The organism is Pseudoclavibacter sp. JAI123 (assembly GCF_013409665.1).
Taxonomy (GTDB): Bacteria; Actinomycetota; Actinomycetes; order Actinomycetales; family Microbacteriaceae; genus Pseudoclavibacter.
In genome coordinates this window covers 1,161,306-1,185,994 of sequence record NZ_JACCCM010000001.1, presented here as the reverse complement: position 1 = coordinate 1,185,994, position 24,689 = coordinate 1,161,306, and the positions used below count along the sequence as shown (strand labels likewise).

Annotated in this window: 22 protein-coding genes and 1 tRNA gene; 11 read left to right on the top strand and 12 right to left on the bottom strand. The window is 69.1% G+C overall.

Going from position 1 to position 24,689, the window contains the following annotated elements; genetic code table 11:
* Positions 1-32: 32 nt before the first annotated feature.
* Positions 33-1,850 (bottom strand): DEAD/DEAH box helicase, encoded by a 1,818-nt coding sequence (locus HDC34_RS05590; RefSeq protein ID WP_179556192.1) that lies wholly within the window; start codon positions 1,848-1,850, stop codon positions 33-35.
* On the bottom strand, positions 1,840-2,475 hold the full coding sequence (locus tag HDC34_RS05585; RefSeq protein ID WP_179556191.1) for a TetR/AcrR family transcriptional regulator: 636 nt from the start codon (positions 2,473-2,475) through the stop codon (positions 1,840-1,842). Before HDC34_RS05585 ends, HDC34_RS05590 begins: the two co-directional genes overlap by 11 nt.
* 83 nt (positions 2,476-2,558) lie before the next feature.
* Here HDC34_RS05585 and HDC34_RS05580 point away from each other — a divergent pair, with 83 nt between their 5' ends.
* Both HDC34_RS05580 and HDC34_RS05575 read left to right on the top strand, forming a co-directional pair.
* Positions 2,559-3,617 (top strand): agmatine/peptidylarginine deiminase, encoded by a 1,059-nt coding sequence (locus tag HDC34_RS05580; protein WP_179556190.1) that lies wholly within the window; start codon positions 2,559-2,561, stop codon positions 3,615-3,617.
* Positions 3,614-5,329, top strand: a complete 1,716-nt coding sequence (locus HDC34_RS05575) for an amidase (RefSeq protein WP_179556189.1) — start codon at positions 3,614-3,616, stop codon at positions 5,327-5,329. Before HDC34_RS05580 ends, HDC34_RS05575 begins: the two co-directional genes overlap by 4 nt.
* Positions 5,330-5,359: 30 nt before the next feature.
* Here HDC34_RS05575 and putP read toward each other — a convergent pair whose 3' ends face one another.
* Positions 5,360-6,877: a sodium/proline symporter PutP gene (gene putP, locus HDC34_RS05570; RefSeq protein WP_179556188.1), complete on the bottom strand. Its 1,518-nt coding sequence runs from the start codon at positions 6,875-6,877 to the stop codon at positions 5,360-5,362.
* A gap of 218 nt (positions 6,878-7,095) precedes the next feature.
* Between putP and HDC34_RS05565 the strand changes: the two genes are divergently transcribed.
* Both HDC34_RS05565 and HDC34_RS05560 read left to right on the top strand, forming a co-directional pair.
* On the top strand, positions 7,096-7,611 hold the full coding sequence (locus HDC34_RS05565; RefSeq protein ID WP_179556187.1) for a hypothetical protein: 516 nt from the start codon (positions 7,096-7,098) through the stop codon (positions 7,609-7,611).
* The gene (locus tag HDC34_RS05560) at positions 7,608-9,137 is read left to right on the top strand and encodes an aminoglycoside phosphotransferase family protein (protein WP_179556186.1); all 1,530 of its coding nucleotides are present in this window, start codon (positions 7,608-7,610) and stop codon (positions 9,135-9,137) included. The genes HDC34_RS05565 and HDC34_RS05560 overlap by 4 nt, the downstream gene beginning before the upstream one ends.
* 9 nt (positions 9,138-9,146) lie before the next feature.
* On the opposite strand, the gene HDC34_RS05555 is transcribed toward HDC34_RS05560, so the two are convergent.
* A complete protein-coding gene (locus tag HDC34_RS05555) occupies positions 9,147-10,301 on the bottom strand; it encodes a glycosyltransferase (protein WP_179556185.1) in 1,155 nt (384 codons plus the stop codon).
* Between the two features lie 86 nt (positions 10,302-10,387).
* Here HDC34_RS05555 and HDC34_RS05550 point away from each other — a divergent pair, with 86 nt between their 5' ends.
* From HDC34_RS05550 to HDC34_RS05530, 5 genes are all read left to right on the top strand, one after another.
* A complete protein-coding gene (locus HDC34_RS05550) occupies positions 10,388-11,635 on the top strand; it encodes a glycosyltransferase family 2 protein (RefSeq protein WP_179556184.1) in 1,248 nt (415 codons plus the stop codon).
* Complete coding sequence (locus HDC34_RS05545) at positions 11,632-13,812, top strand: hypothetical protein (RefSeq protein ID WP_179556183.1); 2,181 nt, start codon at positions 11,632-11,634, stop codon at positions 13,810-13,812. Before HDC34_RS05550 ends, HDC34_RS05545 begins: the two co-directional genes overlap by 4 nt.
* 101 nt (positions 13,813-13,913) lie before the next feature.
* Positions 13,914-14,672, top strand: coding sequence for a glycosyltransferase family 2 protein (locus tag HDC34_RS05540; protein ID WP_179556182.1), 759 nt, complete (start codon positions 13,914-13,916; stop codon positions 14,670-14,672).
* Between the two features lie 56 nt (positions 14,673-14,728).
* Complete coding sequence (locus HDC34_RS05535; RefSeq protein ID WP_179556181.1) at positions 14,729-15,715, top strand: glycosyltransferase family 2 protein; 987 nt, start codon at positions 14,729-14,731, stop codon at positions 15,713-15,715.
* Complete coding sequence (locus HDC34_RS05530; protein ID WP_179556180.1) at positions 15,712-17,187, top strand: lipopolysaccharide biosynthesis protein; 1,476 nt, start codon at positions 15,712-15,714, stop codon at positions 17,185-17,187. Before HDC34_RS05535 ends, HDC34_RS05530 begins: the two co-directional genes overlap by 4 nt.
* 32 nt (positions 17,188-17,219) lie before the next feature.
* Here the strand turns inward: HDC34_RS05530 and HDC34_RS05525 are convergent, their stop codons facing one another.
* Both HDC34_RS05525 and HDC34_RS05520 read right to left on the bottom strand, forming a co-directional pair.
* Positions 17,220-18,158: a DUF808 domain-containing protein gene (locus HDC34_RS05525; protein WP_179556179.1), complete on the bottom strand. Its 939-nt coding sequence runs from the start codon at positions 18,156-18,158 to the stop codon at positions 17,220-17,222.
* Positions 18,159-18,291: 133 nt separating this feature from the next.
* Positions 18,292-18,801 (bottom strand): hypothetical protein, encoded by a 510-nt coding sequence (locus HDC34_RS05520; RefSeq protein WP_179556178.1) that lies wholly within the window; start codon positions 18,799-18,801, stop codon positions 18,292-18,294.
* A gap of 182 nt (positions 18,802-18,983) precedes the next feature.
* On the opposite strand from HDC34_RS05520, the gene HDC34_RS17710 reads away from it, so the two are divergent.
* Positions 18,984-19,346: a hypothetical protein gene (locus HDC34_RS17710; RefSeq protein ID WP_257023080.1), complete on the top strand. Its 363-nt coding sequence runs from the start codon at positions 18,984-18,986 to the stop codon at positions 19,344-19,346.
* Between the two features lie 99 nt (positions 19,347-19,445).
* Positions 19,446-20,297 (top strand): CPBP family intramembrane glutamic endopeptidase, encoded by an 852-nt coding sequence (locus HDC34_RS05510; RefSeq protein ID WP_179556177.1) that lies wholly within the window; start codon positions 19,446-19,448, stop codon positions 20,295-20,297.
* 57 nt (positions 20,298-20,354) lie between these two features.
* Here the strand turns inward: HDC34_RS05510 and HDC34_RS05505 are convergent.
* The 6 genes from HDC34_RS05505 to HDC34_RS05480 all read right to left on the bottom strand — a co-directional run bounded on the left by HDC34_RS05505 (position 20,355) and on the right by HDC34_RS05480 (position 24,674).
* Positions 20,355-20,444: transfer RNA gene (locus HDC34_RS05505), tRNA-Ser, on the bottom strand.
* 60 nt (positions 20,445-20,504) lie between these two features.
* A complete protein-coding gene (locus tag HDC34_RS18170; RefSeq protein ID WP_179556176.1) occupies positions 20,505-21,461 on the bottom strand; it encodes a diacylglycerol kinase family protein in 957 nt (318 codons plus the stop codon).
* Between the two features lie 32 nt (positions 21,462-21,493).
* Positions 21,494-22,390 carry a carbohydrate ABC transporter permease gene (locus HDC34_RS05495; RefSeq protein WP_179556175.1) on the bottom strand — a complete coding sequence of 299 codons (897 nt, stop codon included), beginning with the start codon at positions 22,388-22,390 and terminating at the stop codon, positions 21,494-21,496.
* Positions 22,387-23,349 carry a sugar ABC transporter permease gene (locus tag HDC34_RS05490; RefSeq protein WP_308807273.1) on the bottom strand — a complete coding sequence of 321 codons (963 nt, stop codon included), beginning with the start codon at positions 23,347-23,349 and terminating at the stop codon, positions 22,387-22,389. The genes HDC34_RS05495 and HDC34_RS05490 overlap by 4 nt, the downstream gene beginning before the upstream one ends.
* Complete coding sequence (locus tag HDC34_RS05485) at positions 23,346-23,708, bottom strand: hypothetical protein (RefSeq protein ID WP_179556174.1); 363 nt, start codon at positions 23,706-23,708, stop codon at positions 23,346-23,348. The genes HDC34_RS05490 and HDC34_RS05485 overlap by 4 nt, the downstream gene beginning before the upstream one ends.
* Before the next feature lie 84 nt (positions 23,709-23,792).
* Entirely contained in the window at positions 23,793-24,674 is an 882-nt protein-coding gene (locus HDC34_RS05480) for an ABC transporter substrate-binding protein (protein WP_179556173.1), read from the bottom strand.
* Positions 24,675-24,689: the final 15 nt, after the last annotated feature.

Here is a 24,689-nt window from a genome sequence, read left to right as displayed (position 1 = left end):
AGGTGCATTTCCCGTGTGCCTGCGGCGGTGAGCTAGCTGTCGTAGCGCTTCTTGTACGGGCGGTCACCCGAGTCGCGCGACGGGCCGCGGTCTGGCGTCAGCTCGATGAGCTTGCCCGAGATGCGCGTGCCGGTGAGCTTGTCGAGCACGTCGTTCGACAGGTCGACCGGCAGCTCGACGAGCGAGAAGCCAGGCCGGATGTCGATGGCGCCGAAGTCGTCGCGGCTGAGGCCGCCCTCGTTGGCGAGCGCGCCCACGATCTGGCGGGGCTCCACCTTGTGGCGCTTGCCGACCGCGAGGCGGTACATGGCCATGGGCTTGCCGTTGGAGCGCGAGCGGCGCGGTGCGCGCTCTCCGCCACCACGGCTGTCGCCACGTGATCCGCCACGGCTGTCGCCGCCGCCTTCGCGCTCGCGACGCTCCTTGCGCTCAGCCTGCTCGCGCTGGTTGCGCTCGAAGCGCTCCTTGCGCTCGGCCTCGGCGTCGAGCAGCAGCGGCGTCTCGCCCTGGGCGACGATCGCGAGAGCTGCTGCGACGTCGGACTCCGGCACGTTGTGGTTGCGCACGTAGTGGTCGATGATGTCGCGGAACTTCTCGACACGGTCGGTCTGCGTGAGCGCCTCGCTGATGGCGTCGTCGAAGCGCGTGAGGCGCGTCGTGTTGACGTCGTCGACGCTCGGGAGCTGCATCTGCGTGAGCTCCTGCTTGGTGGCCTTCTCGATCTGGCCGAGCAGGTAGCGCTCGCGAGGCGTGATGAAGCTGATCGCGTCGCCCGTGCGGCCGGCGCGGCCCGTGCGGCCGATGCGGTGCACGTACGACTCGGTGTCGGTCGGGATGTCGAAGTTCACGACGTGGCTGATGCGCTCCACGTCGAGGCCACGGGCCGCGACGTCGGTGGCGACGAGGATGTCGAGCTTGCCCGACTTCAGCTGGTTGACCGTGCGCTCGCGCTGCACCTGAGCGACGTCGCCGTTGATGGCGGCCGCCGAGTACCCGCGTGCGCGGAGCTTCTCGGCGAGACCCTCGGTCTCGTTCTTCGTGCGGACGAAGATGATCATGCCCTCGAAGTTCTCGACCTCGAGGATGCGGGTGAGCGCGTCGACCTTCTGCGCGTACGACACGATGAGGTAGCGCTGCGTGATCGTCGACGAGGTCGTGGTCTTCGTCTTGACCGTGATCTCGGCGGGCTCGTTGAGGTACTTCTTCGAGATGCGGCGGATCTGCGACGGCATGGTCGCGGAGAAGAGCGCGACCTGCTTGGTGTCCGGGGTGTCGGCGAGGATCGTCTCGACGTCCTCGGCGAAGCCCATCTTGAGCATCTCGTCGGCCTCGTCGAGCACGAGGAACTTGAGCTCGCTCAGGTCGAGCGTGCCCTTCGACAGGTGGTCCATGATGCGGCCGGGTGTTCCGACGACGATGTGCACGCCGCGGCGGAGCGCGGAGAGCTGGACGCCGTAGCCCTGGCCGCCGTAGATGGGGAGGACGTGCACGCCGCGCATGCGCGCCGCGTACTTCTCGAACGCCTCGCACACCTGGAGGGCGAGCTCGCGGGTCGGGGCGAGCACAAGCGCCTGGGGCGTCTTCTGGTCGACATCGAGCTGGGCGAGGATGGGGAGGGCGAACGCGGCGGTCTTGCCGGTTCCTGTCTGGGCGAGGCCGACGACGTCGCGGCCTTCGAGGAGGGTGGGGATCGTCGCGGCCTGGATGGCGGACGGGGTCTCGTAACCGACGTCGCTGAGGACCTTGAGGACGGGCCCGTCAAGACCGAGATCGGCGAATGTAGGCGCGGCCTGGGCCTCTTCGGAGGGAGCCTCGGCCTCGGTCTGAACGGAAGAATTGCTAGAAGTCACGCTTTAGACTAGTCGTTTCTGTAGGATTTTGGGCGGTTTCAGCTCTGAGTATCGCATCAAGCACTGAACGAAGCAGGTCGGGGCGATCCGCGTCCCTCCCCCAGCGGACGAGCGCGTGGGCGTTGAGGCCGTCGATCATGCCCAGGATCTGCCACGCGACTGCGTCCGGCTCGCGGACGCGGAACTCTCCCGTCGCGCTGCCTGCGACCAGGATGCGAGTGATGGCGTCGTGCCACCTGTCCATCTCTGCGCGCACTCCCTCGGCGAGCGTCTCGTTACGCCGCCCGAGCGACCATCCGTCGACCCAGACGTGGGTGACGGCGTCGCGGCTGCCGTCGAGGAGCGTCGCCACCAGCAGGTCGAGCCTGGCGGACGCAGAGCCCACGGGCGCGAGCTCGATCTCGAGCTCGTCGAGCTCCCCGCCGACGATGGCCCGGAACGTCGAGGTGACGAGCTCGTCCATGTTGGGCTCGTAGTGCGCGACGAGCGCAGGCGCGACGCCGATGCGGCTGGCGACGGCCCGCATGGTGACGCCGGCGAGCCCCTCTTCGAGCGCGAGGGCGGCCGCGGCCGCGGTGATGTCGGCGCGGCGCTCGGCGGCTGGCTTCCTGGTGGCTCTTGACACGATGTCCCGAGTCTACGTACTCTTCGAGCACTTGTTGATCACTTGATCAACAAAGGTCGCACCGAAACCTGGAGGACCCGGACATGGCCTGGAAGATGCCCGCTGAGACTGCGCCGCACGATCGCACCTGGATGGCCTTCCCCCGCGAGGGGATCACGCTCGGCGACACCGCCGCGCAGCGCGAGGCCGGATACGCGGCCTGGACCGCGGTCGCCCACGCCGTCGCGCGCTTCGAACCCGTGACGATGGTCGTCGACCCGAGCGAGCTCTCTCGCGCGCGCCGCATGCTCGGCGAGGAGATCGAGATCCTCGAGGCACCACTCGACGAGTTCTGGATGCGCGACATCGGCCCCACGTTCGTCACCGACGACGAACGGCCTGGCGTGCTCGGCGCCGTCGACTGGATCTTCAACGGCTGGGGTGCGCCTGCCTGGGCCGAATGGCAGAAGTCGGCGGGCATCGGCCGCTTCGTCGCGGAGGCCAGCGGCGCCGAGCTCGTCAGCTCGCTCCTCGTGAACGAGGGCGGCGGCATCCACGTCGACGGCGAGGGGACTGTGCTCGCGACTGAAACGGTGCAGCTCGATCCACGCCGAAATCCGCTCGCAGACAAGGCCCGCGTCGAGGCGGAGTTCGCCCGGACGCTCGGCGCGACGCACACGATCTGGCTGCCGCGGGGCCTCACCCGCGACTACGACGAGTTCGGCACGAACGGCCACGTCGACATCGTCGCGACGCTCACCGCTCCCGGCACCCTGCTGCTGCACGAGCAGCAGGACCCCGAGCATCCCGACCACGCCGTGGTCGCCGAGTTGCGCGAGCATCTCGCCGGCCAGCGCGACGCTGGCGGCCGCGAGCTCGAGATCGTCGGCATCCCCGCTCCGAGCACGCTGCGCGACGAGGAGGGCTTCGTCGACTGGAGCTACGTGAACCACCTCGTCACGAACGACGGCGTCGTCGCGTGCGGCTTCGACGACGAGGCGGCGGATGCGCGGGCGCGCGAGGTGCTCGAGTCCGTCTACCCGGGGCGCACGGTCGTCTCGGTCGACGCACGCGAGCTGTTCGCGCGCGGCGGCGGCATCCACTGCATCACGCAGCAGCAGCCGAGCCTCAGCGTCCCGAGTGCCGACGGCGGCTCGCGATGAGCTTCGACGTCGTCGAGGCGGGCATCGCGCAGCTGCGCGGTGCGCTGGAACGCGGCGAGGTCACGAGCGAGGAGCTCGTGGGAGCGTACCTCGCACGCATCGCGGCCTACGACGCGGCGGGTCCCACGCTCAACTCCGTGGTCGTCAGCAACCCCGCGGCGCTGGACGAGGCTCGAGCCTCGGATGCACGTCGCGCGGCCGGCGGGCTGCTCGGCCCGCTCGACGGCATCCCGTACACGGCGAAGGACAGCTACCTCGTCGAGGGCCTGACCGCGGCATCCGGCAGCCCCGCGTTCGCGGACCTCGTCGCGCAGCGGGACGCGTTCACGATCGAGCGCCTGCGGGCCGGAGGCGCGATCTGCCTCGGCCTCACGAACATGCCGCCGATGGCCAACGGCGGCATGCAGCGCGGCGAGTACGGCCGGGCCGAGAGCCCATACAACGCCCGGTTCCTGACGAGCGCCTTCGGGTCGGGCTCGTCGAACGGATCCGGCACGGCGACGGCGGCCAGCTTCGCGGCCTTCGGTCTCGGCGAGGAGACCTGGTCGAGCGGGCGTGCGCCCGCGTCCAACAACGCCCTGTGCGCCTACACGCCATCGCGCGGCATCATCTCGGTGCGCGGCAACTGGCCGCTGGTCCCGACCATGGACGTCGTCGTGCCCCACTCGAGGTCGATGGCCGACCTGCTCGAGGTACTCGACGTCGTCGTCGCCGACGACCACGAGACCCGCGGAGACTTCTGGCGAGCACAGCCCTGGGTGCGCATCCCCCGCACCTCCGAGGTGCGACCGGCCTCGTACGCGGCCCTGCTGCCCTCCAACCAGGCGGATGCTCGCGCGACGCTCGCCGGCACCCGCATCGGGGTTCCCCGCATGTACATCAACGCGGATCCAGACGCTGGCACGGCCGACGAGCCGGGCATCGGAGGACCGACAGGGCAGAAGATCGATACGCGTCGATCCATCGTCGAACTCTGGGAGGCCGCGCGCGCCGACCTCGAAGCCGCGGGGGCGACCGTCGTGGAGGTCGACTTCCCCATCGTGTCCAACTACGAGGGCGACCGACCCGGGGCCCCGAAGATCTCCACGCGCGGCCTCGTCTCCCCCGAGTACCTGAAGCGCGAGATCGTTGACCTCTCGGCATGGGGTTGGGACGACTTCCTCGCCGCCAACGGCGACCCGAAGCTGAGCTCGCTCACCCAGGTCGACGGCGAGCGCATCTTCCCGCACCCCGACGGCGCCCTTCCCGACCGTTACACGGGCTTCGACGACGACATCGCGACGTACCCCGAGCACGTGCGCGAGCATCCGGTCGCCTCGTTCACCGACATCCCGGAGCTTGCCGCCGGCGTTCGCGGTCTGGAGGAGACCCGGCGCATCGACCTCGAGGAGTGGCTGCTCACGCAGCGCCTCGATGTCGTCGCCTTCCCGGCGGTGGCCGATGTGGGGCCAGCCGACATGGACGCCGACGAGGCCTCAGCGGACCTCGGCTGGCGCAACGGCGTGTGGGTCGCGAACGGCAACCTCGCGATCCGCCACCTCGGCATCCCGACCGTGACCGTGCCCATGGGCACGATGGCCGACATCGGGATGCCGGTCGGCCTCACCTTCGCTGGCCGCGCCTACGACGACACCGCGCTGCTCCGGCTCGCCGCGGCCTTCGAGGCGACGGGCGAGCGCCGCACGGAGCCTCCGCGCACGCCCCGCCTCTGACGTCTCGCGGCGGGATGCGGCTGACGGCCGCTACGCTTCGACCTTCTCGCCCTCGTCGGCCTCGGCCTTCTTCACGACGAGCGTCTTCGCCTGGTCGAACTCCGCGTCGATCTCGGGATCGAGCTTGTAGGTGAGGAGGCTGACGACGATGGATGCGATGAGGCTCACGATCACGCCAGGCACGATCTCGTAGAGATCGGTCCCGAGCGCTGACCAGGCGAACACGGTGACCGTGCCGGCGACCATGCCCGCGAGCGCTCCCCAGTTGGTGAGCTTGCGCCAGTAGAGGCTGAGGATCACGGCAGGCCCGAAGGCGGCGCCGAAGCCGGCCCATGCGAAGCCGACGAGGCTGAGGATGGTGCCGGTGCGGTCGAAGGCGAGCACACCGGCGACGACTGCCACGGCGAAGACGCACGCGCGGCCGAGGATCACGAGCTTGCGAGCAGACGGCTGCCGCTTCGCGATGACCATGTAGAGGTCCTCGACGAGTGCCGACGAGCACACGATGAGCTGGCTCGACATGGTGCTCATGATGGCGGCGAGCACCGCGGCGAGGATGAAGCCGCTCACGATGGGGTGGAACATGACCTGCGCCATGACGAGCATGATCGCCTCGGGGTCGCTCAGCTCGATGCCGTTGCGCTGGACGTAGGCGACGCCCACGACGCCCGCGGTGACGGCGCCGACCATGGAGAGCGTCATCCAGGACATGCCGATGCGGCGCGCAGCCGTGGCGGACCCCGGGTCGCGCATCGCCATGAAGCGCACGATGATGTGCGGCTGGCCGAAGTAGCCGAGGCCCCAGGCGAGCGCCGAGACGATGGCGAGCGTCGTCACCCAGTCGAGACCGTCGGCGGGGATGAGGCCCGTGTGCTCGACGCCCGAGGCGACGATCGCCTCGGAGACGCCGCCGAAGCCGCCGAGCGTGAAGATGGCGACGACGGGGATCAGGACGAGCGCGAGCATCATCATGAGGCCCTGCACGACGTCGGTGAACGATGCCCCGAGGAAGCCGCCGAAGAGCGTGTAGAGCAGCGTGACGCCCGTGACGAGGAGCATCCCGACGAGGTAGTCACCGCCGAACGAGCCCTCGAAGAAGACGCCGCCCGCGACCATGCCCGAGGAGATGTAGAACGTAAAGAAGATGAGGATCACGACGCCGCTGACGATGCGCAGGAGGCGCGAGCGGTCTCGAAGGCGGTTCTCGAAGAAGCTCGGGATGGTGATGGAGTTGCGCGCGACCTCCGTGTAGGCGCGAAGGCGCGGCGCGATGAAGCGCCAGTTGAGGTAGGCGCCGATGGTGAGGCCGATCGCGATCCACGCCTCGATGAGTCCCGAGATGAAGATGGCACCTGGAAGCCCCATCATGAGCCAGCCGGACATGTCGGAGGCGCCCGCGCTGAGTGCCGCGGTGCCGGGGCTGAGGTTGCGCCCGCCCAGCATGTAGTCCTCGTGGTCCTTGGTCTGGCGGAAGGCGTAGAGCCCAATGCCCACCATGGCCGCGAAGTAGATCGCGAGCGCGATGAGCTGGAAGGTCAGGTCGGACATCGGCGGTGACTCCTTCTGGAAGCGACGTGCCTCCCGGTGTGGATGCACGACCTTCTCAGGGTTGCTGTCGAGAACGTGAACGACTAGCGAAGATACGCGAAATCGACCTGTCGACGAAGTCGAGGGCAGCGGTCCGGCGACTAGTCTGGCTGCGGGGGAGGCGCCGCAGCGGCGCCCGATTTGGGGGAATCGCCATGCCGCGAGGGCGGATCATTGCTGTGCTCGGACCAGACGGATCAGGGAAGTCGACGGTCATCTCTGGCCTCGTCGCGCTCGAGCCTGGCGTGCGCAGCGCGCACCTGGGCCTGTGGACCCGCACGAGATGGAACGTGCTCGAGCGCGTCCCAGGGGGCGGCCTCGCGCTCCGCCTCGGCCGACTCATCCGTGGCACCGCCGCCGCCAGATGGCACCGGTACCGCGGTCGCACGGTTGTGCTCGACCGTGTTGCGAACGAGCACGTCATCCTGGGTTCCGACGACCCGTCGCTCGGCGGCCGACTGCTCCGGGGCGCGAGCTCGCGCCTCATGCCGACCCTCGACCGAGTGCTCATCCTGGACGCGCCGAGCGGTGTGCTCTGGAGCCGTGCCGGTGAGTTCGGGCCGGACCAGCTCGAGCGTCAGCGCCAGCGGTACCTCGCCTTCGCGAGGCGCTGCGAACGTGCGACGGTGCTGGACGCCACGCGCTCACCGCACGCCGTGGCGACCGACGTGCGAGAGCTGGTTCGCACCACGTGACGGTCGACCCGCATGAGCCGCTCCTCCACGCGTGGCGCCGCAACGACTGGCGGTTCCTGACCGGCGTGCTCGAGCCCGCCCACCTCGGCTACGTCGGTGATCTCTCCCCCGAGGCGCTCGCCGCGCTTCGTCTGCTGCAGCCGGATGTCCGCGCGGTCGGCGGGATGGGGAACGCCGACGATGGCGCCTTCGACCTCGTCTTCAGCGTCTCCTCGTCTCCGATGGACATCGCGAGGGGCGTCGCCGCGCTCTCGGACGGGGGCGTCCTGTGCATCGAAGTCGGCGGGACTCCGCTCCAGAGCCCCGCGACGGCTCCGCTCCGTCGCGCGCTGCGACGGGCCAGACGCATTCCCGGAGCGTTCGCCGTCGCCCATTGGAGCGCCCCAGACCTCAGCCGCACGGCCCGTTTCGTGCCGATGCACGACGCCCCGGCGCTCGACGCGACGCTGGCACGGCACGACGGATCACCGAAGCGGCGCCTGCTGTCGCTCGGCGCGCGCCTCGGCGCCAGGATGCACGCGCACTGGCTGTTCGCGCGTCAGGGCTACGTCGTGGTGCGCCGGTCGCGCGCGCCGCATCCGATCTTCGGCGACGCGCATCCCGTCATCATCACGCCTCGCTTCGACACCTCGAGGCATGTGGTAGCGCTGCACGAGGGCGCCGTGGGTGCCGGCTCGTGGGTCGCGAAGATCCCCCGTCAGCCTGGGGACGATTCAGGCATCCAGCGTGAGGGCCGCATGCTGATGGCGCTCCGGAGTGCCGCGCCCGAGCTCGCGAGCTCCATTGCGCGTGTTGAGCGCTTCGCGACGATCGGCTCGACCAGCTACCTGCTTCGCGAGGCGCTCGACGGGACCGCCCTCGACCCGGGGGCGGTCGAACGCGATCACGATCTGGCCGTGACGGTCGGGATGCGGTTCATCGAGGCGATGCCGCGCACGCGAGCGGCAGCCGAGAACCCCGGCTGGTACGACGAGCTCGTCGAGACCCCGCTCGGCCGACTCGCCGCGCTCAGCGGCCGCGCGTCTCTCACCCGCCTCGTCGAGCGCACCCACGATGCACTCGCCGGCGTGCGCGTGCGCCCCATGCCCGCCGTCTTCGAGCACGGCGACCTCGGTCACCCCAACGTGCTCGTCTCCGAAGCTGGCGGGCTGCGCGTCCTCGACTGGGAGCGGGCGCGCCAGCACGGCCTGCCAGGGCACGACCTCGTCTTCTACCTGCAGTACTGCGCGGAGTCCGCGCGGAGCGCGTTCGCCCGGGATGCGCAGCGGTCGGCGTTCGATCAGCTGTGGGAGCCCGGGGGCCACGGCAGGCGTCTGCTGAGGCAGCATCTCGAGCGGCACGGACTGCACTTCGACGAGGCGTTCGTGCTGCTCGCCTGGGCGCGCACGGCCGCCACGCTCGCGGATCGCCTCGAGGCGCACGGTGAGGTGGGAGGCGCTGCCGACCGGATCATCTCCGCCGACCGAGACGTGATGCTGTGGGAGCATTCGCTCGACTGGCTCGCCGGCCACGAGCGCTTGCCCTGAGTTCGGGCATCAACGACTCGCGGTGCCGAGGAGGGCCAGGTACTCCCCCGCCGCGTCCTCCCAGGACCGCATGGGCGCGCTCGCCCCGATCCGCTGCTGAAACCACGGCGCCGCCCTGACGGCCCTCAGCAGGTCGATGGTGCGTTCGCCGATGGGCTCCGCCTCCGGCACCACCGTGAGGAGCTCGTGCTTCGGCTGCTCTCGGGCTGCGGTCGGCGTCGCGACGACCGGTGTGCCCGCCGCGAGCGCCTCGGAGACCGAGTTGCGGATCCCCAGTCCGGAGACGTCCGCGAAGACCGCGATGTCGCTCGCCGCGTAGACCTCGGACATGGACGGCACGTTGGCCAGCACCTCGACTCGGTCGGAGGCGAGCGCGAGGACCTCGTCCACCGGATTGCGGCCCGCGATGAGGATGCGCGCCGAGGGCTCCTCAGCCCACACGACTGGGGCGATCTCGCGCACGAGCCTGGTCGCCGATTCGATGTTCGGGGCGTAGTCGAGGCTGCCCGTGAAGCTCAGCGTCGGGCGATCCGGGCGCCCGACTCGCCCCCGCCCGGAACCTGGGACACCCGCGACACCGTTGGGGATCGCCGTGACGTCACGTTCGAGCTCGGTTCGCCAGCGTTCGGCGTCAGCCCGGCCGACGGTTGCCAGCTCGATGTAGCGCGGCAGGTCCCGCTCGCGGGCGAGGCGCGCTCTGGCCAGCGACCGCCGGTAGAGCGCGCGGGGCCCCGAGGCGGCGACGGCCTCCATCTCCAGCCGGAACGACCACGGGTCGACGCTCTGGTAGGCGCAGGGCCCCACGACCGCATCCAGCAGCGACAGGAGGTGCGGCCCGTGCACGAGGGTCGCATCAGCGGTGCGGGAGAGCTCTCGCACGACACGTCGTGCGTTCGCCGTCATTCGCCTGGCGGCCCCGACGGATTCTCGAGCGACGAGTGAGAGCATCTGCGCGTCTCGAAGGCCCCGCTGCGGGAGCTCGTGAACGCGAACCGCCCTCGCGCGCAATGTCTCGTCGACCGCATTCGAACCCGCGAAGCTGACGATCTCCAGGCTCACGTGCGCGGGCATGGCGAGGGCAACGTGGTAGGGAATGAGGCTGCTGCCGTCACCGGTCCTGGCATCGATCGTGGGCGTCGACTCGACGACGTAGAGCATCCTCATCCGGGTGATGATAGCGCGAGAAGTGAACCGCCCCACTAGACTGTGGCTCGCGGCGGGGGGCCGTGTTTCACGAGAGTCGGGGCGGGATGACACACGCGACGCGTTCCGCCGCGCCAGGTATCTGGTGCGGTGAATTCGATCTGTTCAACAACGAGGGGCTGCGGGGCCCGAGGCATGCGAGCTCGCGGCATCACCGCACACGAGTGCTTGTGCGAGCGCACGGCAGGCCGCTCGGCTACCTGCATTTCGATGCCGCCCCAGACACCGTCTCTTCCCGTGAGATCCGGGTTCGCTCAGTGGACTCCTTCGGCGAGACGGTGAACGCGGATGCGCCGGAACCGCTCGTCGATGCGCCGTTCGCGAGCGTCATCGTCTGCACGCGAGACCACACGGAGCTGCTGACCAGCTGCCTCGACCGCATCCAGGCGCTGGACTACCCGGACTTCGAGGTGCTGGTCGTCGACAACGCACCCTCGACCGAGGAGACTCGCGAGCTCTTGACCGCGATCTGCGCCCTGGATTCCCGGTTCCGGTACCTTCGCCAGGAGCGACCGGGGCTCTCTGCGGCGCGCAATGCCGGCCTTGCGGCGGCGCGCGGCGAGATCTTGGCGTACACCGACGACGACGTCCTCGTCGACTCCGGTTGGCTGACCGAGATCGCCCGCACGTTCCGGAGCGAGCCGGGCATCGGCTGCGTGACCGGTCTGGTCGCGACCGCTGCCATCGAGACGAACGCCGAAGGCTACTTCGATGCGCGCTCGCCGTCGTGGTCAGGGCGCATGACCTCCGAGCGCTACGACCTCAGGGGGCGCGACGACGGGTCACCCCTCTACCCGTATTCGGCCGGCATCTTCGGCACCGGCGCCAACCTCGCGCTCGCACGCGAGGCCGTCGATCGCGTCGGCGAGTTCGACGAGGCGCTCGGCGCAGGCACGACGACGAAGGGCGGGGAGGACCTCGACATCTTCGTGCGCGTCCTGCGCGCCGGCTTCGCGATCGCCTACGAACCCGCCGCGCTCGTCTGGCACCAGCATCGTGCCGACGACGACGCGCTCCGAAGCCAGCTGCACGGCTACGGCACGGGGCTCACCGCATTCCTGACGAAGTACCTGGCGAACCCGGCCACGACGCTCGACATCGTGAGCCGCCTCTTCGCCGGGGTCGCGCGAATGGCGAGTATCCGCACCGCAACCGAGCAGCGGATGCTCGACCGCGTCGAGGCGCCGGCCGGAGCGTGGCGGGAGGAGATGCGCGGGTACCTGGCTGGCCCCGCGCTCTACGCCAGAGCGAGGTGGGCCAGCCGGACACGGCAGGCGGGGCTCCGCCGATCGTGACGAGTGCGCTGCTGCTCCGCCGAGCCAAGCGCTCGGCCCCAATGCGGTCAGTGCTCGCCTGCATCGCCGTCGGCACCGCGCTTGTCTACCTGGCGGGTCTCCTGCTCGGCCTCGACCAGGTGCGTGTCGGGGCGGGCCTGGCGTTCCTCTTCATCGGGCTCGGGGCTGGGGTCTGGGCCCACGGTGCCCGCTTCTCGGCGCAATCCCGCGTGACGTTGACGATCGTGACGGGCCCGACGGTGCTCGTGCTCGGGTCGATGCTCATGATGAGCACCACGCTCTGGGTGCCCACCCCCGCGGCGGCGGCACTCGCCGTCGCGGCAGCCGTGAGTGGAGCTCTCGCGTGGTTCCGAGCGCGGCGCGACCTGGCCCGGCACACGTCGTGGAGCGCTCGTCGCGCCGCTGGTCAGCCTGCCGCCGACGCGCCCGGCGCCGTCCCGATCGTGCTGATGGTCACCGCGATCCTCGGCATGGCCCTCTGCATCGGCACGGTTGTCGCCATCGGCCCGGTGGAGCCGCAGTTCGGTGGCTTCCTCCTCATCCTCGGGCTCCCGTGGGCGGTTGGCTTCCTCGCCGTGCTCCTCAGCCTCGTCTGCTCCCGCCGGGCCACCGAGCTGAGCTCCGCGGTCTCGGCGATCTCGCTGCTGGTCGTCGTCATGCTGACGACCGCGCTCCTCTACGAGGGCCCGCGCTCACCGTCGACCGTGAAGCATGTGGACCTCGTCAACCAGATCCTCACCTCGCACACGACGGACTCCTCCGTCAGCGTGTACAACGGGTGGCCCGGCTTCTTCAGCTCGATCGCCTGGGTCGCCGAGGCGAGTGGCCTGGAGGACGTCGTCGCCTTCGCCCGGTTCTGGCCGCTCATCATCGGCCTCATCCGCGTCGTCGTGATGCGCGAGTTCCTCGGGCGCATCGTGCGGGACCCACGCGCAGCCTGGATCGCCGTCGGGTTCTGCGTGCTCGTCGACACCATCGGCGCCGACTACTTCTCGCCGCAGTCACTCGGCTACTGCTTCGCGTTCGCGATCGTCGCTGCCGTCATGTCATCAGCCTCGGCCCGCGCGAAGGTCGCGATGATCCTGCCCGTCTCGTGTGCGCTCGCCATGACGCATCAGCTGAGCCCGTACATCGTGGGCCTCATGGTCGCCGTGCTCGTGGCGTTCCGGGTCGTGAAGCCCTGGTGGTTGCCCGCGCTGGTGCTGGTTCCAGCGATCGCCTGGACCCTGCTGCACTCGGGTGCGGTCAGCGCGTTCCTGAACTTCAGCGAGTTCGGCCGCGCCGGCAACTTCCTGCCGCCCCGCACCGTCGAGTCGATTCCGCTCGTGCGCATCCCCGAAGTCTCGTGGTCGGTCTACGGCTTGGTCGGCGGCATCCTGCTGCTGGTCGCGGCGGCCGGCTGGGTCATTCTCGAGCGGATGCTCGACGCGGTCCTGAGGCGCGGCCGGCAACGCGAGGACCGCCCACCGCTCTCGCTCGGCCTGGCTGCGACGGCGACGACTGCCACGGGGCTCATCATCCTCGTCCTGACGCCGTACGGACAGGAGGGGATCTTCCGGGCGGCGCTCTTCGGCATCCCATGGCTGGCGGGGCTGGCCGTCGCCGCGTTCGCCACCAGCTCCGGTTGGCCGAGACGTTCGACGCTGGTCGCGTTCACCCTCGCGCTGTCGCTGTGCTGGCTGCCCTCGTATTCGGCGCTGGACCGCATCCACTACGTGCACCCGAGTGACATCGAGGCCATCAATCTCGTGACCCGAGACTCCAACGGAGGCGCCGACGGACCGATCACGCTGCTGCTCGGCGACGGCGACCTCCCCACGTCACCTCGCACGAAGGACGAGAACGTCGACTTCATCGAGCGCCTCGAACTGGGTCTCCCCGTGCAGCAGCTTCCTGCCGGTGCGTCGGTGGACGCCCACGTGGCCGACCTCACGCGGTCCCTCGATGGCTACGTCGGCCCCTTCGAGGCCGACGTGCCGGTCTACGCGCTCTGGTCTCCAGCACAGAGCGGCTTCGGCGAAGCCTACGCACTGCAGACGGAATCGCAGTTCGCAGAACTGCGAGATGCATTCAGCCGAGCCGGGTACTGGAAACCGGTCTTCGAGAAGTCGGGAACTGTCGTCTTTCAGCTAGATGTCGCCGCATATCAGGCCTGGAGCGCCAGCAGCGCCGTCTGACAGCAACATTCTTTGGCCCGGGCCAATGCGCCTGTTAGGGTCAGTCACGGCGACGCTCGGGGGGAACTGAGCGTCACCATCTACAAGTTTGGGGGAACTTGATGGAACGTACGTCTGCGCCCACGGTGACGATCGTCATCCCGGCGAAAAACGAGGCTTCGAATCTCGAGGTGATGCTGCCGCAGCTTCCTGGCGGCCACGAGGTCATCGTCGTTGACGCGAACTCGAGCGACGGGACCGCGGACGTGGTCCGCCGCCTTCGCCCGGACGCGACGCTCATCGCTCAGACCCGCAGGGGCAAGGGCAACGCGCTCTCCTGCGGCTTCAGTGCGGCGACGGGCGACATCATCGTCATGTTCGACGCGGATGGCTCGGCCGACCCGATCGAGATTCCGTCGTTCGTCGACGCGCTCGTCGGCGGTGCCGACTTCGCGAAGGGGACGCGTTTCCTGCCAGGAGGTGGCAGCGAGGACATCACCCCGCTGCGCCGTGCGGGGAACGCCGGGCTGAACCTGACGGCGAACCTCGCCTTCGGCACGAAGTTCTCCGACCTCTGCTACGGCTACAACGCGTTCTGGCGCGACATGCTGCCGGTGTTGGAGCTCCCGGAACCCGGTACCTCGCAGCCGGGCCTCATGCTCTGGGGTGACGGCTTCGAGATCGAGACGATCATCAACTGTCGGATGGCGGCGGCGGACGCGCGCATCCGCGAGGTGCCGAGTGTCGAGAAGCGTCGCATCCACGGGGAGAGCCACCTGCGCACGTGGGCGGATGGCACACGCGTGCTGCGGACTCTCGCGACCGAGCGCACCCGCGCTCGTGTGGTGAAGCGTCGCGCGCTCGAGCTGACACCCGTCTAAGCTCAGCCCTGTTCACGCTGCACGCCTGTTCATGGGGAGAACTCCGGGGGGAGCCAATGCCGTCAGTTTCCGTGGTCATCTGCGCGTACACGGAGGACCGCTGGTCCACGATCGTGCGTGGGGCGGCGTCAGCAGTCGGGGGCTCGCTCGCCCCAGACGAGCTGATCCTGGTCATCGATCACAACCGAGCGCTCTTCGAACGGGCGAAGCGGCACTTCGGTGACGTCGCGACCGTCGTCGAGAACAGCAGGCGACGGGGGCTCTCCGGAGCTCGCAACACGGGAGTCGACGTGGCTCGGGGTGAGATCGTCGCATTCCTCGACGACGACGCGGTCGCCGATGCGGATTGGCTCGAGCTGCTGATCGCGCAGTATGTCGACGACAGCATCGTTGCCGTCGGGGGTTCCGCGCGACCCGCATGGCCCGCGTCGCGGCCGCCGATGTACCCCACGCCCGGATCCGCCCTCGATCCGACCGCGGGTCCCGGCGAGTTCGACTGGGTCGTCGGATGCACGTACCTGGGCCAGCCCACGAGCGCCAGCGAGGTGCGCAATCTCATGGGCTGCAACATGTCGCTGCGTCGCGCGGCGATCGTCACGGCTGGCGGCTTCGGCGAGGAGCTCGGCCGGGTGGGGCGCATCCCGCTCGGCGGCGAGGAAACGGAGCTGTGCATCCGGATCACCGCTGCGAACCCGCAGGCCACGGTGATCTTCGAGCCGAGCTCGGCCGTCAGCCACGAAGTGGCGGCGGCACGCGGCACCTGGGGGTACTTCCTGCGACGGTGCTACGCGGAGGGACTCTCCAAGGCGTCGATCGCGCGCCTGCAGGGAGCAACGGCCGCCCTCTCGACGGAGAAGGACTACGTGGTGCGCGTGCTCGGACGCGGGGTGCTGCGCGAACTTCGCGCTGGCCGCTTCCAGGGGGCAGCCGCGATCGTCGCTGGGCTCGGGATCACGGGCGTCGGCTACGTTCGCGGTCGCCTGGCGAGGAGTACGAGCTCGAACGCCCATCGGGTGTTCGAGCCCGCCGCCGCGCAGGCATGAGCCAGAACTCGGCCGAGTCTGAGCTCAATCCGCGCCAGCTGGCTCGCAGCGCGGCCCGCGGTGCTGCGATGCAGTCGGGGGCGGTCGCGGTCAGCCGTCTGGTGCTGCTCGCGACGACCGCCATCCTGGCCAGGTCGCTGACCCCGGACCAGTACGGGCTCGTGACGCTCGCGCTGGTCATCATGGCGTACGCCGAGACCGTCGCGGATGGGGGCATCGCTCAGGCGCTCGTCGTCCTGACGAGGCGCCCCTCGATCGTGCGGGCGTCACTCGCCATCACGCTCGCTTGCGGCGCGCTACTGGCCATGCTCCTGGTTGCTCTCGCGCCGCTCTTCGCCCTGTGGTTCAGGCAACCAGACCTCACGCCGCTCCTCCAGGTGTCCAGCCTCGTCATCGTCGGGGCGTCGCTCTGCGCGGTACCCGAGTCGCTGCTTCGCAGGGACATGCGCTTCAGCGCGATCACGACCGCGTCGGTCGTGCGTGCCGTCGTGACGGGGGCGGTGACGATGGGGTTGGCGCTCGGCGGCGCCGGGGTCTGGTCGCTCATCCTCGGCTCGATCGCCGCGTCCTTCGCGTATGCGATCTCGTGCTGGGTCGCGTTGCGAGATTCGACGCCGTGGCGCTTCTGGCGGTGGGGGAAGGCCGATCTTCGTGAGGTGACCGACTTCGGACTTCCCGCAGCCGGCAGCCAGATCATCTCGCGCTTCAACTTCGAGGTCGACTACTTGATCGTGGCGGCGTTCCTCGGGACTGCCGCGCTCGGCACGTACCAGCTGGCCTTCCGGCTGCCCGAGTTCGGCATCGTGAACACGCTCTACATCCTGACGGCGGTCCTGTACCCGCTGTACGCGAGGGCGCAGCGCGACCCGGCACTGCTGCAGCGCAGCTACCTGCTCGGGCTGCGCGTGCAGACGATCTTCGGCGTCACGGCCGGTATCGGACTCGCGACCGTGGCCCCGGCGCTCGTGCCGCTGCTCTTCGGCGACGGGTGGCTCACGGTCATCGAGCCGCTCATCGTGCTGTCGCTGTACGCGGCGGTCCGCTCGCTGGGTTCCGGCATCAACGAGGTGTACAAGGCCATCGGGCGGCCCGGTCTCGCGATGCGGCTCTCCGCGGCGCAGCTCCTCGTGTTCGTGGCAGTGCTCATCGCCGGCGCGCACTACGGCGGCATCATGGGTGTCGCCGTCGGGCAGCTCATCGTGGTGGCGGTCTTCGTCGTCGTGAAGCAGGCCGTCGCGATCCGCGTCATGGGTCTTCGCACCCTGGACGTGCTCCGCTCCTACGCGCCCGCGATGGTGTGCGGGTCGACTGTCGCGGTCATCGGCTTCGGCCTGTGGTTGGTGCCGATGGATGCGACGTTGCGCGCCGTCATCACGATCGCCGTCTCAGTCGCGCTTGTCTGGTGCATCCTGCGCTTCGGGTTCACGGTCACGTACAACGAGCTCATCGGCCTCTTGCGGCGCGAGCGCTAGCGCCGAACGCGACCGCTGCTGGCTCGAGGAGGCTAGTGGGCGCTTGGGTTGCGCGCGTCGCCAGCGTTCGTCGGGGTGCCGGCTGCGGTCACGGCCTTGGGCTTCTTCGGCAGGATGCGCCCGACGAGGAGCACGACGCCGACGACCACGAGGCCGACGATGAGTCCGACGATCGCGGAGATGAGCGTGTCGACGAGCCACACGACGACGGGGCCGGTGTTCATGAGCGCGTGCTCGATCTCGTGCAGCAGGTCCGCCGGCGCGTGGAAGCCGACCTCGCCGACGTTGATGATGACGAGGTGACCGCCGACCCACAGCATGGCGACGGTGCCGACGATGCTGATGAAGCGGAACACGGCGGGCATGGAGCGGACGATGCGGACGCCGAGGTGGCGCGTGCGGCGGTCGCTGCGCGTCGCCATGTGCAGTCCGATGTCGTCGATCTTGACGAGGAGCGCGACGGCGCCGTACACGAGGGCGGTCATGGCGAGGGCGATGACGACGAGCGCGGCGAGACGCATCCAGAACCCGAGGTCGGGGTCGAGGTTCGACAGCGAGATGAGCATGATCTCGGTGGACAGGATGAGGTCGGTGCGCACCGCGCCCGAGATGAGCTTCTTCTCGTCGCGCGGATGGTCCTCGTCGAGCGCATGGTGGTGCCCGAACCACTCGGTGACCTTTTCCGCGCCCTCGAAGCACAGGTACACGCCGCCGATGATGAGCAGGAACGGCAGCACCCACGGCGCGAACGCCGTCAGCAGGAGCGCGATCGGGATGATGATCACGAACTTGTTGAAGAGACTGCCCTTGGCGATGTTCCACACGACCGGCAGCTCGCGGGCGGGCGTGATGCCCTGCACGTACTGCGGGGTGACGGCTGCGTCGTCGATGACGACGCCCGCCGATTTGGCTGAGGCCTTGAGCGCGGCGGTGAGGATGTCGTCGACGACGGCGAGCAGGCCAACGGGCACGGTGTTCTCCTAGGTGTTCTGTCGCCGCGCGGAACGCAGCAGACAGAGCATACCGGGGGTGTGCGAGAGCGCGCAGATCAGCTGGTGCGCCTCCTTCAGGGCGAATGCGCGTTCATCGATTGCGGCATCCGGATCAGAACGGAATGCACTGCCGATAGTTGTACGTGAGCACACAGTCGACGGTGGTGACGGTGAGCACGGCCGATGTCGTGCAGCCGGTCGGCTCGCGCCCATCCGCCTGGAAGTCGAGGTACGCGCCCGCGGGTAGCGTGAACGAGTACGTGCCGCTCAGCGCGCTTATCGGCGTGTAGGTCACTTGCGCGCCGTTCGCGAAGACGTAGGGCCAGGTATATGAGACGTCCGGGTTGAAGAGGAGCGAGTCCCCGGTTGAGTCACGCACGATGAGGGTCTCCGGGTCAGCATCGGCGACCTGAGTGAACGAGTAGGTCAGCGGCGTCGCGTTCGCGTTGGTAGCACGCGCTGCGTTGCCGATGCTCGACATCACGTCGTCCGCGCCGCACGCCTGCGGACTGTTGCTCGCCGCGAACGCTGGCGCGGCCGCGACTCCGGCGAGCACAGGCACACTCCATGCACCGGCTCGAATGATGCTGCGACGGGTGGGGGCGTTGTTCTTGTCGGACACAGAGGCTCCAAGCTGGCCAGAGGACGAAATACGTCGAGCTGGGAGCGCTCGCATCTGAAGGATAGCGAGTCTCGGATGAACTGCATGTTTCCGCCTGCCTTCGAGGGACGCAGTGCTTAGTCTGAGCGCATGCGCGACCGTGCCATTCACGCCCCCGTTCACGAGCCTTCGACCGGAGAGCGATGAGCAACCGTCCGATCGCGCAGCTGCCCGGTGCTGGTCGGATGCTGTGCCTCAGCCGCCGCGACGGCGAGATCTGCACGAGACGGGCCGGGCACGCGGGCCTGCACAACCGAACCGGCTCGAGCATCCTGTGGAGCGACGTGAACGCCGACCCGCCCCGGTGCGCTGGCAGCGGAGCGACCGCGACCGCCGCGCAAGCACTGGCCAACGGCTTCCCGCACGGCAGGGCGATCTGCCCGGTCTGCTTCGCGTTCGTGACTCTTGAGGGTGGCGAGCTCGCCGAGCACGACTCCTGGCGCGGAGACGCCAGCAGAGACGAAGCCGACCAGCGTCGCGAGTGGATGAACACGCACGGCTGGTGAGGTTCGCTCTCCTGCGTACCTTCCGTGCTCAGTAGGCTCTGTGCTCAGGCCGAGCGATCCCCCGAGGCGGCCCTCCCCCGAACCCCTTGGAGTGCGCCGATGAGCGGCCGAACCGACGACCTCGCACACACAACCGCAGTGTCCCGCTGGAGAGCTTTCTGGGAGCGGGGCGGGTGGTGGAAGGCCGTCGTGCTCGTCGTCGCCTACTACGTGCTCTACCAGCTGGGCGGGTTGCTGTTCCTGCCGCTCCGAGGCGACCCCGAGCCCGGTTCCTCCGCAGCGCTGCTCTTCGACTACATCCTGCCGATCGGACTGGGTGGCGTCCTCCTCGTGGCCTTCGCGCTCTCGCTCGGCTGGCTGCGCGAGCTGTTCGCGCCGCAGCCCATCCGGGGCAGGGGGTGGATGTGGATCGCCGTCGCGGTGGTGCTGCTCTTCAACGTGCTCCGGTTCGCGGCGCTCGACTACGACTCGGCCGGGCTCGACCTGGTCGCTGCCTGGCTGGTCGCGGGGCTGTGCATCGGCTTCGCCGAGGAGGTGCTGACCCGCGGCTACGTCGTGAACCTCATGCGGAAGGCCGGCCACTCGGAGATCGCGACGGCGACCGTCTCGGCAGCACTCTTCGCGGCGATGCACTCGGGCAATCTGCTCAATGGACAGAACCTCCTCACGACAGCGATCCAGGTGCTCTACACGTTCGCGTTCGGCATCTGCATGTACCTCGCGCTCCGCGTAACGGGCAACCTGATCTGGCCGATCCTCCTGCACGCGACCACCGACCCGAGCATCTTCCTGCTCACCGCGCACCCTGGCACCGGGCCGCTGACGGCGTTCGCCGGGTTCGGCAACATCGCGGTGATCCTCTTCGGCCTGGTGGCGATCATCTTCATCCGCGGGCGGGTCGCTCCGGCATCGCCGGCTTCCAATGAGCGCGAGGCAGAGCGGTCGCGATGACGGCAGCAGAAAGGCCCCGACTCCCTTGCGATTGCAGGGAAGTCGGGGCCTTTCGAGTGGCGGTGACGGTGGGATTTGAACCCACGGTAGAGTCGCCCCTACACAACATTTCGAGTGTTGCACCTTCGGCCGCTCGGACACGTCACCGTGGGGAATCTTAGTACGACCCATGGGGTCGAATGCAAATCGAGCGCGGGCGACGGCGCGTCAGGCGGACGCCTGGGGCTGGACGAGGCGCAGCGCGCCCGGGTCCACCCGCACGTCGAGCGTGCACGCGTCCCGGCCCGGCCCGCGCAGCTCCTCCCCGTCGGCGTACACGAGCACGCCAGCCGGCACCTGCACGCGGATGCACCGCATCCGCTCGAAGGAGACGGCGGGCAGCCGCGTGTGCAGGCCCACCATGGCGAGGGGAAACAGGGTGAGCAGCCCGAGCTTCGAGAGCCGTCCGACGACGAAGAGGTCGAGGGCGCCGTCGTCGATGACCGCGCGGGGCGCGACCCTGATGCCGCCGCCGATCGAGGACCCGTTCAAGATCGCGAGCAGCTCGGCAGCGACGGCGCGCGTGGGACCACCATCGACCGTCACGCCGAATTCGAGGGGCGAGAAGCTCCGCACCGAATCCAGCAGGGCAGCGATGTAGCGAGCCGTCCCCGGCAGCCGTCGGAGCTCGTTCGCGCGACGGTTCACCACCGCGTCGAAGCCGATGTTCACCGAGTTGAGGGCAACGTGCTCGACACCGTCGAGAGCAAGGCGCACCACGTCGACCTCGCGAACGCCAGCGTCACCGGTGCGCAGGGCTGTCAGCATCCGCTCGATCCCGACGGCGGGCGCATCCCGCCTGATCCCGGCACTGCGCGCGAAGTCGTTGCCGGTACCTGCTGGCACAATCCCGAGCGGAACTCCGGTGCCCGCGACGAGACCCGCCCCCAGGGAGACCATGCCGTCGCCGCCCATCACGACCAGCGCATCCACGCCGCCCGGATGCGCGAGCTCGGCGGCGACGCGACTCCGGAGCTCCGGCATGGAGCCTGCGGTCACCAGCACCACCTCGAGGTCGGGCAGCTGGCCACCGCCCACTCCCCCGGCCAGCCTGCGGCCGAGCTCGGCGGGCACGCCTCGCCCCGCCGACGGGTTCACGGCGTACACCACGCGACGCGCTGACACGCCTTGATCCTGCCCGAACCGCGCCTCGCGCGCTACTTCAGACCCGTGTTGGCGATGCCCGTCGTCACCTGTCGCTGGAAGAAGAGGAACAGCACCACGATGGGCAGGATGCTGACGACGCTCATCGCGAGGATCAGGTTGAACGGCACCGTCTCCTCCGCGTTGAACCGGGCGAGCGCCACGGGCAGCGTGTACACCGACTCGCTCTGCGCGACGATCAGCGGCCACAGGAAGTCGTTCCACCGCCACATGACGGACAAGATCGCGACCACCGCGAGCGCCGGCCGGCAGATGGGGAGCACGATGGACGCGAAGATGCGGAACTCGCCCGCGCCGTCGATGCGGGCGGCCTCGATGAGCTCGTCCGGAATGGACAGCATGTACTGGCGCAGGATGAACACGCCCGTCGGGGTCGCGGCCGCCGGGATGATGAGGCCCCACAGCGAGTTCACGAGGCCAAGGGACGCGACGACCTGGTAGACGGGGATAAGGATGACCTGCAGCGGGATCATGATCGTCGCGAGGGTCACGATGAACAGGAACGTCTTGCCGCGGAAGTTGTACTTCGCGAGGCCGTACGCGGCCATGGAGTTCACGGCGAGCGTCAGCACCGTCGCGGCGATCGTGACGACGACGCTGTTCAGCAGGTAGCTGCCGAAGCTGAAGCGGGTGAGCGCCTCCGTGTAGTTCGTGAACGACCAGGACGACGGGAAGAGCGTGCCCGCTCCTGCGGCCAGTTCCGGCTGCGTCTTGAAGGACCCTAGCAGCAGCCAGACGATGGGGATGAGGGCGAGCAGCGCGAACGTGATGAGGATCACGACGCGCAGCGCGTCCGTGGAGGTGACGCGCTTGGAGCTCGTCGTCGTCCACGTCGGCTTGCCCGGCTTCTGGGTGCCGACCGAGTTCAGGAGGGCCGTGTCCGTGGTCATACCGCGTCTCGCTTTCGGCCGATGAAGTAGTTGACGAGCGTGATCGAGAACACGACGAGGAACAGCAGCACGCTGCCGGCAGCGGCGAGCCCGTAGCGGATGGGCGACACGAAGGCGTTCTCGTAGATGTACTGCACGATCAAGGTGGTCGCCCCGATCGGGCCGCCGCCCGTGAGCGTGAAGATGTAGTCGAACGCCTGGAAGCCGTGGATGGTGGCGAGCACCACCACGACGAGCACGCTCGGCTGCAGCAGGGGCAGGGTGATGCCCCAGAACTGCTGCCACCGCGATGCCCCGTCGATGGAGGCCGCCTCGTTCAGGGTGGGGTCGATGCTCTGCAGCCCGGCCATGAGGATGAGCATGTAGAAGCCGGCCTGCAGCCAGACGCCGACACCGACGATGGCGACCATCGCCCACGGCCCCTCGACGAGCCACGGCACGGCTGGAATGCCGAGCATCCCGAGCCCCGAGTTCACGAGCCCGCCTTCGCGTTCGAGCATCCAGTTCCAGACGAGGCCTGCCACGACCGGAGACACGAGCACCGGGATGAAGAACACGGCCCGGAAGAACGCGCGCCCGCGGAGCTGCTGTTCGACGAGCACGGCGAGCAGGATGCCCAGGACCACGGAGAGGGCGACGTACGCGACCGCGTAGACCGCGGTCTGCGCCACCACGCCCCAGAATTCCGGGTCGGTGAGGATGCGCGTGTAGTTGCCGAGCCCCTCCCGCCGGAACGTGCGTCCGTTCGACGAGGAGTACAGGGAGTTGTTGAACCCGTTGATCGCCGGCCAGATCGTGAAGACGCCGAAGATCGCCATGTTGGGGAGGAGGAAGAGATACGGCGCGAGGCGCAGCTGCCACGGCTTCTTCGACCCGGGCTTCCGCTTCCCGGGCCCATCCGGACCGGGTGGCTGCACGACGCGCTGTGCGTCGGTCGTGGTGCGGAGGTCGGCGGTCACGGCTGCAGCTCCTCGACGAGCTGCTCGGACTTCGCCTTCAAGTCGGAGACCGCCGTGGTCGTGTCCTTCTCCCCTGCGACGACAAGCGCGAGCTCGTCGACCAGCTCGAGCGAGGCACCCGTGTACGACGGCTGGCTGTTCGCCTCGTACCCGAGGTCCGGGGTGCGGGCGAGGTCGGCGAAGAACACGTCCATGTCTTCCTGGCGCACCGGGTACTGCACGCCGCGCTCGGTGAGGTCGACGCGCGTGGGCAGGAAGCCTCCGGCGACGATGAACTTCTGCTGCGCCTTGGTCGTGTTCATGTACTGCACGAAGAACGCGCCGAGCGCGGGGTTCGGGCCCTCCGCGAGCGCGCCCATGTACTTCCCGCCGGGGAAGCCGCCGCACTCGTCGGCGCACGGGTTCGGCGCCGCCGCCCACGTGAAGTCGGCGTTGTCGGCGAACTACCCCACCTGCCAGTTCCCGGACAGGTACACGGGCGTCTGCTGCGCCAGGAAGATGTCGTTCGCGCCCTCGTAGCGGCTGCCGGAGCCGAGCCAGAAGTCGCGCGGCATGCGCCCATCCGCCATCATGTCGACGAGCGGCTGGAGCGCCTCCACCGCCTTCGCCTCATCGAGGACAGCGCCGTCGTCGCCGACGAGCGCGGTGCCGTACTGGCTGAGGACCGTGCTGACGCGGTGCCCGGACTTGTCGATCGCGAAGGCGTACTCCGTGTCGGTCGCCTCCTGCACCTTCGTGGCCGCGTCGATCATCTCGTCCCACGTCCAGGGGTCCTCGGAGTCGGGCAGCGGCACACCGGCCTCGTTGAAGAGGTCGACGTTGATGAACGGCCCGTTGAGCGTCAGATCCGACGGCACGGCGAGCATCTCCCCGTACTCCCCGAGCACGCCCTTCACGGGGCCGTCGACGAACTCCTCGGCGTAGTCCTCGCCGAGGTAGGTGCGCAGGTCGAGTAGGTCGGCCCGGAAGTCGGTGAGGCCCGTGAGCCGCACGACGTCCGGTGCGTTGCCGCCCGAGAGCCTGGCCTGGACACTCGTGACGAGGTCGGAGTACGGCAGCACCTCGAGGTTCACGGTCACGTCGTACTCCTCCTCGAAGGAGGCGATGAGCTCGCGCGTCGCGGCCTCGTCCGGGCCGTCGGTGAAGTAGACGTAGCTCAGGCTCTGGCCGGCGAAGTCGGCCGGGTTGACCTTCTGCACCTCCAGGGTGCCCGCCTCGCCAGGCCCATCCTCGATGATCGGGCCGGGGGCGCATCCTGCGAGTCCCGTCATCGCCGCCAGCGCGAGCAGGGCGGTCATCGTGCGGGCGCGCGTTCGCATCGTCATCGATCCTCCAGACGT